This window comes from Pseudomonas sp. GW821-FHT04D07 (genome assembly GCF_059420225.1).
Genome location: NZ_JBWKTH010000008.1, coordinates 106,414 through 121,637 on the forward strand (window position 1 = coordinate 106,414; position 15,224 = coordinate 121,637).

Sequence of the window (15,224 nt, forward strand, 5' to 3'; positions counted from 1 at the left end):
AAGTTCTATGTCACAGCGAAGATGTATGAGCGGGCACGGACATTGTGGGAGCGGAGCTTGTCGGGTCGCCGCACCGCCGCGAGTGGCGCACCGCGGTCTATCGGTCCGGCTCACAACCCTTGAGCACCAGCCGCACGATGGTCTGCGCCGCCGCTTCATAGTCGACGTCTTCCAGCTTGGCCTTGCCGGTGATTGAGGAGATCTGCCAGTCGAAATCGGCATAGGTCTGGGTTGCGGCCCAGATGCTGAACATCAGGTGATGGGGGTCGAGCGGGGCGATCAGACCGCGGTCGATCCAGGTCTGGATGCAGGCGATATTGTGCCGGGCCTGGGCGTTGAGCTGTTCCACCTGCTCGGGGCTCAGGTGCGGCGCGCCGTGCATGATTTCACTGGCGAAGACCTTGGAGGCAAACGGCAGGTCGCGGGAGATACGGATCTTCGAACGGATATAACCGGCCAGCACCTCGGCGGGCACGCCCGCGGGGTTGAACGGCGTCGAGGCCCGGAGGATCGGCTCGATGATGCTTTCCAGTACCTCGCGGTAGAGGTTGTCCTTGGACTTGAAGTAGTAGTAGACGTTGGGCTTGGGCAGACCGGCCTTGGCCGCGATATCGCTGGTCTTGGTGGCGGCGAAGCCCTTGTCGGCGAACTCTTCGCTGGCGGCGCGCAGGATCAGTTCACGGTTGCGTTCGCGGATGGTGCTCATAAACCAGGTTTTTCCTTGCCGGCCCGGGCGGTTGGGCATGGTAGCACCGGGTTTGCGCAAGGCTCAAGAATGCCCCTTCCACACGGGTGTATGGAAGCGGTCGGTGAGGTCCTTGAGTCCTGCGCCGTCTAATCGGCGGCTATCGCCAGCAAGCTGGCTCCTACAGGTTTTGGGGCACGACGATAGCTCGTGGTGATACGCATAACGGTAGGAGCCAGCTTGCTGGCGATGGCGGTCGACCAGGCGCCGCAGGACTTACGACGCCATCAGAAGTGGTACTTGATCAACAGGCTCGCGGTGTCCTGGTTGGTCTTGAACTCCCCGCTGCTCTCGAGGCCATACTTGTTCTTCCAGTAGTCGTACTCGACCCCCACGTACAACTGCTTCTCGCCCCAATGCAAGGCCTTGCCCAGGTCGTACTTGATCTGCGGGTTGAAGTGCAGGTTGGCGTGGTAGGTCCCTTGGGCATTGCGGTCGTTGTCCACCACCCAGTCCATATAGCCGTCGATCAGCACGTTGGAGTTCCCTAGCGGCAAGGTATAGGACCAGACCGGGGTGATCTGCCAGATATTGCTGCCCGGACGATTGCTGTCGGTATGGCGCTGGTAGAAGTTCAGCTGGAAGTAGTCGAACCCCGGTACGTCCAGGTCGAAGCCGGGGCCGAACAGGTAGGCGTTGGTGTCGCCTTCGCCGAACTCGTAGGTCATGGCCAGCAGCACGTCCTTGACCGGGCCGAAGGCGAACGAGCGGTCGAAGATCTTGCCCATGGACAGCCGTGGGCTGAACTCGCCGTAGTAGGTGTTTGGGCCGAGCCTGGTATCGGCCTTGCCGTTGTAGAAGATCCGGTCGAGGAAGAAAAAGTTGTCGCCGTACTTCCAGGCGTCGGCGTGCTCGAAGGTGAGGGTCTGCTGAATCTGCGGGTTGACGGTGAAATTCTTGCCGTACAGATAGGTCAGGCTGTTGTTCTGCCATTGCAGCAGGTCGCCCGCGCAGGAAGGTCCCGCGGCCAGCAGGGCGGTGGACAATATCAGGCTCGTACACGTGCGCTTCATGGGTGTGCTCCCTAAGGTCAGTGGTTCGACGAATCCGTCGTTCGGCGCTCTGGGTCTGGCGCCTTTTTTTTCTGTGTGCCAGCACCGGCTCGCCAGCCTGCCTGCTCCTGGCAAGGGCTGGATCAAGGCAAAAAAAGGTCAAAGACGCCTCGTCCGGCTGTCCGCGAGACAGTCGATCAGGAGGGCTTCGATAGGCCTTGAGGTTGTCTCGCGCCGGGATAGGCTGGCGCTTGGGTCAGGTGTCGGTGGCGATGGCTTGTTCTAGCGGATTCGAGCGGGCGCGCAGCATACTGACTCGCGCCCAAGGGCTCAAGCACCCCGTGCCAGAGCCCTCGGATCCGTCGGCAAGGGCATCAGTGCGGCTGCACATGCCCGCTGAGTGCCGCCCGTTCGGCGCCCCCCAGCACGTTGAACAGCAGGTTCAGGGACACGGCGCTCAAGGTCGCCATGGCGATACCGCTGTGGGTGATCGGACCCATCCACAGTGGCAGGTGGGCGAAGAACTCCGGCCGCACCACGGGGATCAGGCCCATGCCGATGCTCACCGCCACCAGCAACTGGTTGCGCCGGTCGGAGATATCGGCCTCCTGGAGGATCTTGATCCCGGTGGCCGCGACCATGCCGAACATGGCAATGGCCGCGCCGCCCAGTACCGCCGGTGGAATCGACGCCACCAGGAACGCGGCCTTGGGCAGCAGGCTGAGGATGATCAGGAAGATCCCGGCGACGATGGTCACCGAGCGGCAGCGCACGCCGGTCATCTGTACCAGGCCGATGTTCTGGGCGAAGGAGGAGTGGGTGAAGGTGTTGAAGAAACCGGCGAGGAACGAAGCGCCGGCGTCGCACAGCAAGCCGCGCCGGAGCATGCGAGGGGTGACGTCCTGGCCGGTGATCTTGCCCAGGGCGAGGAACATCCCGGTGGACTCGACGAAGATGATCACCACCACCAGGCACATGGACAGGATCGGCGCCAGGTGAAACTGCGGCAGGCCGAAATGCAGTGGCGTGACGACTTTCAGCCAGGGCGCCTGGGCCAGGCCGCCGAGGTCGACCATGCCGATGACACCCGACAGGACATAACCCAGGAGCATGCCGATCAGCACCGAGATATTCACCCAGAAACCGCGCATGAAGCGGTTGATCAGCAGAATGGTGGCCAGTACCAACGCGGCCACCGTGAGGTAGATCGGCGCGCCGAATTGTGGCGCGGCACTGCCGCCGCCGGCCCAGTTCACCGCCACCGGAAACAGCGAGAGGCCGATGGCGGTAATCACGGTGCCGGTGACCAGGGGCGGAAAGAAACGCACGATCCTGGACATGAACGGGGCGATCAGCAGGCCGAAGAACCCGGCGGCGATGGTGGCGCCGAAGATCCCGGTCATGCCGATGCCGGGCATGCCGGCCATGGCCACCATGCTGCCGACGGCGGCGAAGCTGGCCCCCATCATTACCGGCATGCGGATGCCCATGGGGCCGATGCCAAGGGATTGCACCACGGTGGCGATACCGGCCACCAACAGGTCGGCGTTGATCAGAAAGGCGATTTCCTCACGACCCAGGCCGGCGGCCTGTCCGATGATCAGCGGTACGGCGACGGCGCCGCCATACATCAGCAGAACGTGTTGCAGACCCACCAGGATCAACTGCAACAGGGGCAGACGCTGGATAGCGGGTGCGGCGGGGATGCGCGGTTCGGATGACTCGGACATGCAACACCTCGGATCTTTTTTATTCTTGTGGTTTTAGCGCTGTGTGGTTGCGGACAGCGTTTTTTGAAACGGTTGCAGCGATGTGGCGAACGGACCTCTTGCGGCGAGTGGGCAAGCCCTAATACCGTTCAGTTAAGGCCGAACACGGTCCCTGTGGGAGCAGAGCTTGCTCGCGAAGAGGCCCTTGAGGCCGCTAAAAGGTTCGCGGCGGTGCGGCGATCCGACAAGCACCGCTCCCACCGTGACGGTCATTGCGTTCTGACTGGAATAACGTGGGGCGCGCTTCGCGCCCCAGCGTGGGCAAGCCCACTCGCCATCGATGTTTAGTTGGTGCGTGCCCCCTGGTTGATCCAGGCCGCGATCAGGTCACGTTCCTGCTGGGTCATCTGGGTAATGTTGCCCAATGGCATGATCTGGGTGGTGACGGCCTGGGCCTGTATGCGCGGGGCCAGTTGCTGGATCTGTTGCGCGGTATCGAAGATCACCCCGGCCGGCGCCGAACTGAACAGCGGGCTGCTGGGCTGGGCCGAATGGCACACCGCGCAGCGTTCCTGGATCACGCTGTGAACCTTGTCGAAGCTGACGTCGGCGACATTGGCTGTCGGCGCTGTTGCGCTTGGAGCTGGCGCTGGAGCGGCCGTTACGGGGGCAACAGCGGGCGTCGCCGGTGCTACGGACGCCGCTGGCGCCACCTCGGCTGGCTTACCGCCCAGTGCGGTTTCCGGCAGCGGCTGGTATTCGATCTTCGCCGGGGCCTTGGCCAACTGCGGTGCGCTCGGGGTCGGGGCCGGGCCGGTGACATAGGCCAGGCAGATCATCCCCAAAGCCGCGACCGGCAAGGTCCAGGCAAACTTGTGGCTGTTGTGGCGGGTGTTGAAGTAGTGCCGCACCAATACCGCCAGCACCGCGATCCCGGCCAGGATCAGCCAGTTGTACGGGCTGCCGTAAGTGCTCGGGAAGTGGTTGCTGATCATGATGAACAGCACCGGCAGGGTGAAGTAGTTGTTGTGCCGCGAACGCAGCAGGCCCTTGGCCGGCAGGGCCGGGTCCGGCGTGCGGTTCTCGGCGATCGCCGCCACCAGCGCGCGCTGGGCCGGCATGATGATGCGGAACACGTTGCCGACCATGATAGTGCCGATGATCGCACCGACATGCAGGTACGCACCGCGACCGCTGAATACCTTGCTGAAACCGTAGGCAGCGGCAATCAGCAGCACGAACAAAATGAAACCGAGCAGGACCGGGCGCTTGCCCAGGGCCGAGTCACAGAGAAAGTCGTAGACGAACCAGCCGGCGATCAGCGCGCCGATGCCGATGGCCACGCCCTCGGGGCCGCTCAGGCCGCTGCCGGGGGCAACGAGGTAGAGCAGCGGGTTGGAGTAGAACACCACGCAGAGCAGTGCGATCCCCGACAGCCAGGTGAAATAGGCTTCCCATTTGAACCAGTGCAGGTTATCCGGCATGGTCGGTGGGGCCAGTTTGTATTTTTCCAGGTGGTAGATACCGCCGCCGTGGATCGCCCACAGGTCGCCGGCCAGGCCGTCCTTGGGGTTGACCCGGTTGAGGTTGTTCTCCAGCCAGACGAAGTAGAACGATGCACCGATCCAGGCCACGCCCGTGATCATGTGAATCCAGCGCACGCTCAGGTTCAGCCATTCCATCAGATGTGCTTGCACAGTCTTTACCTCTCGCCTGTCACTCTTTTTCGGGAGTGATCAGACCTTCTCTTATTGGTGGGGGGCGAGGATCAGGTACTCATCCTCTTTGAAGAAATGCTCATCGCAGTTGTTGCCGGAACCACTGCGATCAACCACCAGGAAGTCATCCCGCTTTTCGATCGTCAGCACCGGGTGGTGCCAGACGCCGCGATGGTAATTGATGCCCTGCCTGCCATTGCTGACAAAGGCGCGGACCAAGCCTGATACCGGTGCATCGCCAAGGGGCGCGACCACGATCAGAAAGGGGTTGCCGAGCAGCGGGATAAAAGCCTGGCTGCCCAGCGGATGGCGCTCGAGCATGCGCACGGTCAAGGGCATCTCCAGCGCGTCGGCGCGGAAGATGCTGATGATCGCCTGGTCGTCCGGCGTGGCGGTTTGCACCGTCGCCAGGCGATGGAAGCGCTGGGTCGAACCGTTGTTGATCATGAAGTGGTCGCTGCCGTCGGTTTCGATCACGTCACCGAAAGGGGCGAAGGCTTCTTTGCTCAGCGGTTCAATTGTCAGTGTGCGCATGCGGTTCTTCTATTCTCTAATTCATGAATGGCTACGCCGCTATCCCGTGGACGCGGATTTGTGCGAGCGGTGCTTGGGTGGGAGCGGAGCTTGCCCGCGAAGAGGCCCTCAAGATCGCCAAGAGCTTCGCAGGCAAGCTCCGCTGCCACAGTTTCAGTTCCACACAAAATCTGTTCCCGCAGGGTGTGCATTACCTTTATTTTGCAACCTTGCCCAACACCCGCAGCCGGCTGACACCGCCGTCCGGGAATACGTTCAGGCGGATATGGGTGATGGGCCCCAGCGCCTTGATCTGTTCGGCGAAGCTATGTTCCTGGTGCATTTCCAGCTTCTGGCTGGGCAGCAGTTCACGCCAGAACAGACTCTGGGTCTCGATCTGGCTGTCGGTGCCGCCCTTGACGAAGGCGCCCTGGATCGAGCAACTGTCCGGGTAGTTGCCCTTGAAGTGCAGGGTGTCGACGATGATCTGCTCGATCTCGCCCGGATGACCCAGGGCCACGATCACCCAGTCATTGCCCGGGGTACGCCGGCGCGCGGTTTCCCAACCGTCGCCCATATTGACGCCACGGCCCGGGTTGAGGATGTTGCTCATGCGCCCGAAGTGCTCGTCGGAGCAGGCCAGGGCACGACCACCGTTAAGCGCGGAAGCCAGGTCGACCTGTTCGTTGTCGCCCACCGCCGACCAGTCACGGAACGGAATGCCGTAGACCCGCAGGCGTGCCACGCCACCGTCTGGATAGATGTTGAAACGCAGGTGACTGAAGGCCTGGTCGTTGCTGATCTCGTGGTAGTGATGGCTGTTGCCTTGCAGCTCGACGGCGGACAGCACTTCGATCCACTGGGTGTTTTCGTCCGGCTCGCCCTGGCTCAGGAAACAGGCTTCCAGCGAGGCCGATGGTGGATAGTTGCCGGTGAAGAACGAGGTATCGATGTCCACGCCCTTGATCGAGCCAGCCACGCCGAGGCGGATCACCGCGCTGTCGTAGCCTTCGAAACGCTTGCGGCGCGACTCCCAGCCGTCCATCCACTTGCCATTGTCGTCGAACACGCCTTCCTTCCATACGGCCGGAGTCGGCTGGAACAGGCGGTTGGCGTCGGCGAACCAGTCATCGGTGACCGAGAGGATCTTGGTGCCCAGGCGGGCGTCGGCCAGATTGACGAACTTCTCGAAAGGTGCGGCGTAGGCTTTCATACTTTTTGTCTGCCTTTTAATGAGTGGTTGGGGAGGCTTGCCGGGTTCAGGCGCGGCTCGCTAAAGGGTCAGTAGGCGGAACAGGGCGATCTTGTTGATCTCGGCCAGCGCACACTGGAACTCGGTGTCCACCGGGTTGTGGATGCGCTCTTCGAACGCGGCCAGTATCTGATGCCGGTTGCTGCCTTTTACCGCCATGATGAAGGGAAACTTGAACTTGGCTTTATAGGCGTCGTTCAGCTCGGTGAAGCGCTGGAACTCCTCGCTCGAGCATTGGTGAATACCGGCGCCGGCCTGTTCGTTCGTGCTGGCTTCGGTCAACTGGCCCTGGACGGCGGCTTTGCCTGCCAGGTCCGGGTGAGCGTTGATCAGGGCCAGCTGGCTGGCGTGATCGGCGCTCAACAGGATGTCGCTCATGCGCTGGTGCAGGGTCTCGACCTCGTCGAGGCCGGTGTCCTGGCCCAGGTCGAAAGTCTTCTCCGCGACCCAGGGCGAATGTTCGTAGATATCGGCGAAGGCCTGGATAAAGGCCGCGCGGTTCAGGGTCGATGGCTTGAGGGTCTGGAAGGCAGTCATTTCACGGCTTCCTGGAACGGGTGGGTGGCGTGCCAGTGGCGGGCGATATCGACCCGGCGACTGAACCAGACCCGGTCGTGGCCCTTGACGTATTCGATAAAACGCTGGAGGGCGGCCAGGCGTGCCGGACGGCCGATCAGGCGGCAGTGCAAGCCGATGGAAAGCATTTTCGGCGCATCGGCGCCTTCGGCGTAGAGCACGTCGAAGGCGTCCTTGAGGTACTGGTAGAAATCGTCGCCCGTGTTGAAGCCCTGCACCTGGGTGAAGCGCATGTCGTTGGTGTCGAGGGTATAGGGAATTACCAGGTGCGGCTTGCCGGTGGGGTTGTTGGGCTCCCAGTAGGGCAGGTCGTCGTCGTAGGTGTCCGAGTCATACAGGAAGCCGCCTTCCTCCATCACCAGCTTGCGGGTGTTCGGCCCGGTGCGCCCGGTGTACCAGCCCAGTGGCCGTTCGCCGCTGATTTCGCTGAGGATGCGGATGGCTTCGAGCAGGTGCTCGCGCTCCTCGGCTTCGTCCATGTACTGGTAGTCGATCCAGCGGTAGCCGTGGCTGCAGATCTCGTGGCCGGCCTCGACCATGGCACGGATTACGTCCGGGTGGCGCTGGGCGGCCATGGCCACGGCGAACACGGTCAGGGGAATATCGAAGCGCTTGAACAGTTTGAGAATCCGCCACACGCCAGCACGGCTGCCATACTCGTAGAGCGACTCGATGCTCATGTTGCGTGCGCCCTGCAGGGGTTGCGCCGCAACCATTTCCGAGAGGAAGGACTCGGATTCCGGGTCGCCATGGAGGATGTTGCGTTCGCCGCCTTCTTCGTAGTTGAGCACAAAGGACAAGGCGATGCGGGCGTTGCCCGGCCAGTGGGGGTGAGGCGGGTTGCTGCCGTAACCAATCAGGTCGCGTGGGTAGTCGGCGCTCACTGCAGTGTTCCTTCTTGTTCGTGGTGACGGTTGCGTGGTGCCCCGTCAAAACCGGGTGGCGTCACGGCGATGGAATGATTGTATACAACTTTATATTGATTTTGTAAGCCAGTTTTTTTGCATTTCTTTCCGCTGAATGACCGCACGCTTCACCTCGGGAAACCTTGCAAGAAACCTGCCTGTTCGGTCAGTTAATACTTCGGCGGTCTTTTGTCGGCAGGTGATTGCGCGGTATTGGTGGCTGGCGGGCGTGGGTCGGGGGCGTCGGAAAAAAGCTCGAATTTATTGTGTACAATATTTTGTAAAAGTGTCTTAATAATTTCCGAGTCGCGCCGGTTCGTGCTTCGCCAGGGTGCGGTTTCTCCTTTATTCACTGACTCCGGGAGGCGCGAGGCCTGATCTGCCTGAAGGGCGGGCCGGCCCGCAGAATCAATGGGACGTTTGACTACACATGTTTTGGATGCCGCACACGGCTGCCCCGGCAGTTCGATCAAGATCGAGCTGTATCGGCTCGAAGGCGCACAGCTGGAGCTGGTCGCCAGTGTCCTGACCAACAGCGACGGGCGCTGCGATGCGCCGTTGCTGCAAGGGGCCGACTACCGCTCCGGGGTCTATCAGTTGCAGTTCCATGCCGGTGATTACTATCGGGCTCGTGGCGTAACGCTGCCGGAGCCGGCGTTCCTTGACGTGGTGGTGCTGCGTTTCGGGATCAGCGCCGAGCAGGAGCACTACCACGTACCGTTGCTGATTTCGCCCTACAGCTATTCGACCTACCGAGGCAGCTAGATTCCCCAAGCCTCTGCGCAAAAGTTTCCTTGGTTATTTGCCCGCGTTCACTGCGGGCTTTTTTATGTCTGGCGGTTGGGTTTGCAGGTGGTTGTGGTGGTGAATGTACTGGCCTCTTCGCGGGCAAGCTCCGCTCCCACCGTTTTGTGTCTGTACACAATGCCGAGGTTGACTCGGACATTGTGGGAGCGGAGCTTGCCCGCGAAGAGGCCAGTACTGACGCTACACATCTAACGGCTCAACAACGACACCGCCCCCGCCCCACCGAACAACCCGGCGCTGATCCGGTTGAACCAGCTCTGCCCCTTGCCACTGCGCAAATACCCCGCCGCGCCATGGGCGCCGAGGCCATAAGCGAGCTTGCACAGCAGATCCAACACGGTCCAGGTAGCGATCATCACCAGCAACTGGCCGAGAAACGCTTGGTCGGCCTTGAGAAACTGCGGCAGGAAGGCGGCGAAGAACAGGATGTCCTTCGGGTTGCTGGCACCGAGTACGAAGGCGCGCCCAAACAGGGCACGAAAGCGCGGGACCGGTGCGGTTTCGGGCACATTCGCCGCCCGCGCCGGTTGCCGCGATTGTTGCCAGCTCTGCCAGGCGAGATGGAACAGGTACAGCGCGCCGATAATCTTCAGCACGCTGAACAACTGCTCCGAGGCCAGCAGCAACGCACCCAGACCCAGAGCCGAGGCGCTCAACAAGCAGATCGAGGCGCTGACCCCGCCGAGAAAGGCCGGGTACGAGCGACGCAATCCATAATTCAGGCTGTTGCTGATCATCAGCAGCGACAGCGGCCCGGGGATCAGGATCACCACCAGGGCGGCAGTGCTGAACAACAACCAGGTTTCCAGACTCATCGGGTTTCTCCCTTCGTACAAAAGCCCCATCGAGATGGGGCTGGTTACTACCGCTCGGGTTCTCTTACAGAAAGATGAACTTGGCGATAAAAATGGCGCACAGCACCCAGAGGCTGACGGAAATATCCTTGAACTTGCCGGTTCCCGCCTTCAGTGCCACATAGGTGATAAAACCCAGGGCGATCCCATCGGCGACCGAGAACGTCAGCGGCATCATGATCGCGGTGACAATCGCCGGAATGCTGTCCGTCGCATCATCCCACTCGATATGCGCCATGCCACTCATCATCAGCATCGCCACGTAGATCAGCGCGCCCGCGGTCGCGTACGCAGGGATCATGCCAGCCAACGGGGCGAAGAACATGGCCGCGACAAACAGTATGCCTACAGTAACAGCGGTCAGACCAGTCCGACCACCTGCTGCAACACCCGCGGCACTTTCCACGTAGCTGGTGACCGGCGGTACACCGACCACCGCACCGAATACGCTGGAGACGCTGTCCGCTTTCATGGCCCGGGACAGGTTCTCGATACGGCCGTCGGCGTTCACCAGCCCGGCGCGCTGGGCGACGCCCATCAGGGTGCCGGCGGTGTCGAACATGTGCACAAAGAGGAAGGCCAGCACCACGCTGATCATGCTGACGTTGAACACGCCCTTCAGGTCCATGGCCATCCAGGTCGGGGCCAGGCTCGGTGGGGTGGAAAAAATCCCGTGGTATTCCACCAGCCCCAGGCCCCAACCGGCCAGGGTCACGCTGATGATACTGATGAGGATGGCACCGAAGACCCGGTGGTAGCTGAGGATCGCGATCATCAGGAAGCAGACGGCAGCCAACAGCGGGCCGGGTTCATGCAGGGCTCCGAGCTTGATCAAGGTGGCGGGGCTGGCGACAACGATTCCGGCGGTTTTCAGGCCGATGACCCCGAGAAACAGCCCGACCCCGGCCCCCATCGCATGGCGCAGGCTGACGGGGATGCTGTTGAGCAGCCATTCGCGGATCCGCGACAGGGTCAGCGCCATGAACAGCACACCGGAGATAAACACCGCGCCAAGAGCGGTTTCCCAGTGGTAGCCCATGGTGCCGACCACGGTGTAGGTGAAGAACGCGTTCAGGCCCATGCCCGGTGCCAGGCCCACCGGCCAGTTGGCGTAGAGGCCCATCAGCAGGCAGCCGAGGGCGGCGGCGATGCAGGTGGCAACAAAGGCCGCGCCATGATCGATACCGGCGTCGGCCATGATGTTCGGGTTGACGAAGATGATGTAGGCCATGGTGATGAAGGTGGTCACACCGGCGATCAGTTCGGTTTTCACCGTGGTGCGATGCAACCTGAGCTTGAACAGGCGTTCCAGCAGGCCGGAACTCGAGGGTGGCGACAGGTCCAGCAAGGGGGCTTCGGATTTGCGGCTTTCCACAGCGAGTACTCCTCAAGAGTTTTATTGTTATTTCCAGAGCCGGACGCAGGGGCGGGCAGCGGCTCTTTGAGGCAGCACGGGTTTGTTGACTGTAAAGTCAGGAACTCGCACGAAACGAATTATGCTTTTGTATACAAATAAAGCAAATAATGTTTTTTAATTTGTGTGCGATACGTCGGAAGGGGGCGATTGAGAGGAGAGTTGTCGCGAACCCTGTAGGAGCCAGCTTGCTGGCGATAGCGGTTTACCCATCGACAAAGATGTCGACTGTCAGATCGCAATCGCCAGCAAGCTGGCTCCTACAAGGAGTGTGGTATCAGGACGGGCGGTTTTCTCCCAGCGCCAGGTTCACCGCCAACCAGCCGTCCACGGCGGCCTCACCGGCCTGGGCAAAGGCCTTCTGCAACAACTTGACCTGCTCACGGCGCAGCGACGCCTCCAGCTGCTCACCTTCCGCTGTCAGGCGCAGCAGGCGCTTGCGCTTGTCAGCCTCGGACGCAACGCTGCGCACCAGGTCCATTTCAGTCAGTTGGCGTAACGGCATGTTCAGCGCCTGCTTGCTGACGCCGAGCAAGGCCAGCAGCTCCTTGACGCTCACATCCGGATAACGGGCGATAAAAAACACGATGCGCTGGTGCACCCGGCTCAAGCCACGACGCTCGAGCATTTCGTCGGCCTTGGCGGTGAAGGCCTGGTAACCGAAGAAGAAGGCCTGCATGGCATCTTGCTGGGCATTCGAATTTTTAAGGTCAAGCATATTGACGTATTGGCTCGCGGCGGCGTAATTTCGGTCAAGCAGTTTGACGTACTTTTCGTCCACTTAGCTACCGGTGACCATCCATGGCCTTCTCCGAACGCGTGACCCGTCTGAAAAGCTCCCTGATTCGCGAAATCCTCGCGGCCGCCCAGCGTCCGGAAGTGATGTCCTTTGCCGGCGGCCTGCCGTCCGAAGCCATGTTGCCGACGCTGGAGTGGGAGGGGCTGCCGGTCGGCTATGGCCAGTACGGTATGAGTGAGGGCGAGCCGGCGCTGCGCGAGGTGCTGGCCGCCGAGGCGCGGGCGCTGGGGATCGACTGCCAGGCCAGCCAGGTACTGGTGGTCAGCGGGTCTCAGCAGACCCTGGATCTGGTGGCCAAGCTGCATATCGACAAGGGCACCGAGATCCTCCTCGAAGGGCCGACCTACCTCGCCGCCTTGCAGATCTTCCAGCTGTTCGGCGCCGAGTGCCTGACGATCCCCCAGGAACAGGACGGCCCCGATCTGCTCCAACTGCGCGTGCGCCTGGAAAACCACCAGCCGGCCTTCGTCTACCTGATTCCGACGTTCCAGAACCCCTCGGCCGTGCGCTACAGCGAAGCCAAGCGTGAGGCTGTCGCCGCCTTGCTCGACGAGTTCGGCGTGACCCTGATCGAGGATGAGCCCTATCGCGAGTTGACCTATGACGGCGGCAGCGCCCGGCCGATTGTCAGTCGTTTGAACAACAGCAGTTGGATCTACACCGGCACCGTCTCCAAGACCCTGGCTCCCGGATTGCGGGTCGGCTACCTGATCGCCAGCCCGGACCTGTTTCCCCATCTGCTCAAGCTCAAGCAGTCGGCGGACCTGCACACCAATCGCATCGGCCAGTGGCAGGCGCTGCAGTGGATCGGCACGGAAAAATATCGCCAGCACCTGGTGCAACTCCGTGACTTTTACCGAGTTCGACGGGATGCTTTTCAACAGGCACTGGAGCGCCACTTCGGCGACCTGGCCGATTGGCAGGTGCCGCAGGGTGGATTGTTCTTCTGGTTGACCCTCAAGCAGCCGCTGGACACCCGTACCTTGCTCGCCGAGGCATTGAGCCGGGATGTCGCATTCATGCCCGGCGAGCCTTTTTTTGCCGAACCGGAGCGTAATCCGGGTAATCTTCGTCTTAATTTCAGTCACATCGCAGCGGAGCGCCTGGACGAAGGTCTCAAGCGCCTGGCCGCGGTCATCCGTCATGCACAGGTCGCACAGGCGGCTTAAGGGGAGGGCCATGTACAAGGTTTATGGCGATTACCAGTCGGGCAATTGCTACAAGATCAAGCTGATGCTGCACCTGCTGGGGCAGGAATATCGCTGGCACCCGGTGGACATCCTCAAGGGTGACACCGAGACGCCGGAATTCCTGGCGAAAAACCCCAACGGCAAGGTGCCGGTGCTGGAGCTGGAAGACGGCACCTGCCTGTGGGAGTCCAACGCGATTCTCAACTTCCTGGCCGACGGCAGCGAATTCTTGCCCAGCGAGCCGCGTTTGCGCACCCAGGTGCTGCAATGGCAGTTCTTCGAGCAGTACAGCCACGAACCCTATATCGCGGTAGCGCGGTTTATCGAGTTCTATCTGGGCTTGCCGGAGGAGCGTCGTGAGGAATACCTCAAGCTGCAGAAGCGTGGGCACAAGGCGTTGAAGGTGATGGAGAAGCAGCTTCAGCAAACCCCTTACCTGGTGGGCGAGCACTATTCGATCGCCGATATCGCGTTGTATGCCTATACCCATGTCGCCGATCAGGGCGGCTTCGACCTGAGCGCCTACCCGGGCATCCAGGCCTGGTTGCAGCGGGTGGCCAGCCATCCGAAGCATGTCGGCATGCTGGATTGACGATCTGGCGTATGACGCGAGCTTCTGGATGACGCAAACCCTCCCTGTAGGAGCCGGCTTGCTGGCGATAGTGGTTTGTCAGGCGACAGAGATGTCGACTGTCAGCTCGCTATCGCCGGCAAGCCGGCTCCTACAGGAGGTAGGTCATCTGTTTATTCACCGAACAAGGAAGACCGCATGAGTTATCCCATGTTGGCTTTTTTTGCGCTGGGTGTTCTCGGCCTGGCCACGGGCGCACAGGCGGCCGATAACTGCGATGCCAACCAGGCGTCGATGAATGAATGTGCGGGCAAGGAATTGAAGAGGGCCGACAACGACCTCAACCGGTACTACAAGACGCAGATGGACTACCTGAAGAACCCGGCCAACAAAGCAGCGCTCAAGGATGCGCAGCGCAAGTGGCTGGCTTTCCGTGACGCCGATTGCCTGTATCGGAATGGCAAACCGGCGGACGGTGGTTCGATCTGGCCGATGCTTGATTTGCAGTGCAAGGCCGAGTTGACCCGGCAGCGTGCGGCGCAGTTGAAGGCTTATACCGAGTGTCGTGATGAAACCAACGGCTGCCGCAACTAAAGGTGCCCGGGTTCAGGCCGCGGAAAAACGCTTCTGCAGATAGTCGATGATCACCTTGGATTCGTACATCCAGGTGGTCTGGCCGTTTTCTTCGATACGCAGGCACGGCACCTTGATCTTGCCGCCTTGCTCGAGCAGGGTCTGGCGATCCTGTTCGTTGTTCTTCGCGTCACGTAGGGCCACCGGCACGTTGAGGCGGCGCAGGGTGCGGCGGGTCTTCACGCAGAACGGGCAGGCGTGGAACTGATAGAGGGTCAGTTCCCGGGCCGCGGCCTCGACCTTGGCCTGATCAGGCGCGGGGCGTTTTTGCTTGCTTGGGCGGGTGAGGAAATCGATGAAGATGATGAGTTGGCCCAGGCCGACTCGAAGTGCTTTGACGAACACGGGATAGCCTCGTGGGCGGTGGAGAAGGGGTGCAGCTTACCTGATAGTGGTGGGCACGCTGTTTGGGTGGGGGCGAAATTTGTTTGAGAGGGTTGCTTGTGTAGGAATGCAGCTTGTGTGGGAGCGCAGCTTGCGCGCGAAGAGGCCCTTGAGGCCGCTAAAAGCTTCGCGGCGGTGCGGCGATCCGACAAGCACCGCTCC

At 61.4% G+C, this 15,224-nt stretch carries 16 protein-coding genes; 4 read left to right on the plus strand and 12 right to left on the minus strand.

Going from position 1 to position 15,224, the window contains the following annotated elements; genetic code table 11:
- Positions 1-97: 97 nt before the first annotated feature.
- From AC07T0_RS12900 to puuE, 8 genes are all read right to left on the minus strand, one after another.
- Entirely contained in the window at positions 98-706 is a 609-nt protein-coding gene (locus AC07T0_RS12900) for a TetR/AcrR family transcriptional regulator (protein ID WP_495001534.1), read from the minus strand.
- A gap of 266 nt (positions 707-972) precedes the next feature.
- Complete coding sequence (locus AC07T0_RS12905) at positions 973-1,758, minus strand: outer membrane protein OmpK (protein WP_495001535.1); 786 nt, start codon at positions 1,756-1,758, stop codon at positions 973-975.
- A 353-nt stretch (positions 1,759-2,111) separates the two neighbouring features.
- Positions 2,112-3,467: a nucleobase:cation symporter-2 family protein gene (locus AC07T0_RS12910; RefSeq protein ID WP_495001536.1), complete on the minus strand. Its 1,356-nt coding sequence runs from the start codon at positions 3,465-3,467 to the stop codon at positions 2,112-2,114.
- Between the two features lie 323 nt (positions 3,468-3,790).
- The gene (locus AC07T0_RS12915) at positions 3,791-5,143 is read right to left on the minus strand and encodes a urate hydroxylase PuuD (RefSeq protein ID WP_495001537.1); all 1,353 of its coding nucleotides are present in this window, start codon (positions 5,141-5,143) and stop codon (positions 3,791-3,793) included.
- Between the two features lie 51 nt (positions 5,144-5,194).
- Positions 5,195-5,698: an ureidoglycolate lyase gene (locus AC07T0_RS12920; protein ID WP_177105590.1), complete on the minus strand. Its 504-nt coding sequence runs from the start codon at positions 5,696-5,698 to the stop codon at positions 5,195-5,197.
- Positions 5,699-5,894: 196 nt separating this feature from the next.
- Positions 5,895-6,890, minus strand: coding sequence for an allantoicase (alc, locus tag AC07T0_RS12925; RefSeq protein WP_495001538.1), 996 nt, complete (start codon positions 6,888-6,890; stop codon positions 5,895-5,897).
- Positions 6,891-6,950: 60 nt separating this feature from the next.
- A complete protein-coding gene (gene uraD, locus AC07T0_RS12930; RefSeq protein ID WP_495001539.1) occupies positions 6,951-7,466 on the minus strand; it encodes a 2-oxo-4-hydroxy-4-carboxy-5-ureidoimidazoline decarboxylase in 516 nt (171 codons plus the stop codon).
- Positions 7,463-8,389, minus strand: a complete 927-nt coding sequence (gene puuE / locus AC07T0_RS12935; RefSeq protein ID WP_495001540.1) for an allantoinase PuuE — start codon at positions 8,387-8,389, stop codon at positions 7,463-7,465. The genes uraD and puuE overlap by 4 nt, the downstream gene beginning before the upstream one ends.
- A gap of 432 nt (positions 8,390-8,821) precedes the next feature.
- Between puuE and uraH the strand changes: the two genes are divergently transcribed.
- Positions 8,822-9,175, plus strand: a complete 354-nt coding sequence (gene uraH / locus AC07T0_RS12940; RefSeq protein WP_495001541.1) for a hydroxyisourate hydrolase — start codon at positions 8,822-8,824, stop codon at positions 9,173-9,175.
- A 230-nt stretch (positions 9,176-9,405) separates the two neighbouring features.
- On the opposite strand, the gene AC07T0_RS12945 is transcribed toward uraH, so the two are convergent.
- The 3 genes from AC07T0_RS12945 to AC07T0_RS12955 all read right to left on the minus strand — a co-directional run bounded on the left by AC07T0_RS12945 (position 9,406) and on the right by AC07T0_RS12955 (position 12,203).
- Complete coding sequence (locus tag AC07T0_RS12945) at positions 9,406-10,032, minus strand: LysE family translocator (protein WP_495001542.1); 627 nt, start codon at positions 10,030-10,032, stop codon at positions 9,406-9,408.
- 64 nt (positions 10,033-10,096) lie between these two features.
- Entirely contained in the window at positions 10,097-11,446 is a 1,350-nt protein-coding gene (locus AC07T0_RS12950; RefSeq protein WP_495001543.1) for an NCS2 family permease, read from the minus strand.
- Positions 11,447-11,762: 316 nt separating this feature from the next.
- Positions 11,763-12,203 carry a MarR family winged helix-turn-helix transcriptional regulator gene (locus AC07T0_RS12955; protein WP_495001544.1) on the minus strand — a complete coding sequence of 147 codons (441 nt, stop codon included), beginning with the start codon at positions 12,201-12,203 and terminating at the stop codon, positions 11,763-11,765.
- A gap of 83 nt (positions 12,204-12,286) precedes the next feature.
- Between AC07T0_RS12955 and AC07T0_RS12960 the strand changes: the two genes are divergently transcribed.
- From AC07T0_RS12960 to AC07T0_RS12970, 3 genes are all read left to right on the plus strand, one after another.
- Complete coding sequence (locus AC07T0_RS12960; RefSeq protein ID WP_495001545.1) at positions 12,287-13,453, plus strand: aminotransferase-like domain-containing protein; 1,167 nt, start codon at positions 12,287-12,289, stop codon at positions 13,451-13,453.
- A 10-nt stretch (positions 13,454-13,463) separates the two neighbouring features.
- Complete coding sequence (locus AC07T0_RS12965) at positions 13,464-14,066, plus strand: glutathione S-transferase family protein (RefSeq protein WP_495001546.1); 603 nt, start codon at positions 13,464-13,466, stop codon at positions 14,064-14,066.
- Positions 14,067-14,243: 177 nt separating this feature from the next.
- Complete coding sequence (locus AC07T0_RS12970) at positions 14,244-14,639, plus strand: lysozyme inhibitor LprI family protein (protein ID WP_495001547.1); 396 nt, start codon at positions 14,244-14,246, stop codon at positions 14,637-14,639.
- A 12-nt stretch (positions 14,640-14,651) separates the two neighbouring features.
- Here the strand turns inward: AC07T0_RS12970 and AC07T0_RS12975 are convergent, their stop codons facing one another.
- Positions 14,652-15,023 carry a glutathione S-transferase N-terminal domain-containing protein gene (locus AC07T0_RS12975; protein ID WP_495001548.1) on the minus strand — a complete coding sequence of 124 codons (372 nt, stop codon included), beginning with the start codon at positions 15,021-15,023 and terminating at the stop codon, positions 14,652-14,654.
- Positions 15,024-15,224 lie beyond the last annotated feature (201 nt).

Bases quoted from the DNA above. Each gene is read 5' to 3' on its own strand.
- alc (WP_495001538.1), bottom strand. From the start codon at position 6,890: ATGAAAGCCTACGCCGCACCTTTCGAGAAGTTCGTCAATCTGGCCGAC.
- uraD (WP_495001539.1), bottom strand. From the start codon at position 7,466: ATGACTGCCTTCCAGACCCTCAAGCCATCGACCCTGAACCGCGCGGCC.
- AC07T0_RS12905 (WP_495001535.1), bottom strand. From the start codon at position 1,758: ATGAAGCGCACGTGTACGAGCCTGATATTGTCCACCGCCCTGCTGGCC.
- AC07T0_RS12945 (WP_495001542.1), bottom strand. From the start codon at position 10,032: ATGAGTCTGGAAACCTGGTTGTTGTTCAGCACTGCCGCCCTGGTGGTG.
- AC07T0_RS12920 (WP_177105590.1), bottom strand. From the start codon at position 5,698: ATGCGCACACTGACAATTGAACCGCTGAGCAAAGAAGCCTTCGCCCCT.
- AC07T0_RS12910 (WP_495001536.1), bottom strand. From the start codon at position 3,467: ATGTCCGAGTCATCCGAACCGCGCATCCCCGCCGCACCCGCTATCCAG.
- uraH (WP_495001541.1), top strand. From the start codon at position 8,822: ATGGGACGTTTGACTACACATGTTTTGGATGCCGCACACGGCTGCCCC.
- AC07T0_RS12955 (WP_495001544.1), bottom strand. From the start codon at position 12,203: ATGCTTGACCTTAAAAATTCGAATGCCCAGCAAGATGCCATGCAGGCC.
- AC07T0_RS12970 (WP_495001547.1), top strand. From the start codon at position 14,244: ATGAGTTATCCCATGTTGGCTTTTTTTGCGCTGGGTGTTCTCGGCCTG.
- AC07T0_RS12900 (WP_495001534.1), bottom strand. From the start codon at position 706: ATGAGCACCATCCGCGAACGCAACCGTGAACTGATCCTGCGCGCCGCC.
- AC07T0_RS12965 (WP_495001546.1), top strand. From the start codon at position 13,464: ATGTACAAGGTTTATGGCGATTACCAGTCGGGCAATTGCTACAAGATC.
- AC07T0_RS12960 (WP_495001545.1), top strand. From the start codon at position 12,287: ATGGCCTTCTCCGAACGCGTGACCCGTCTGAAAAGCTCCCTGATTCGC.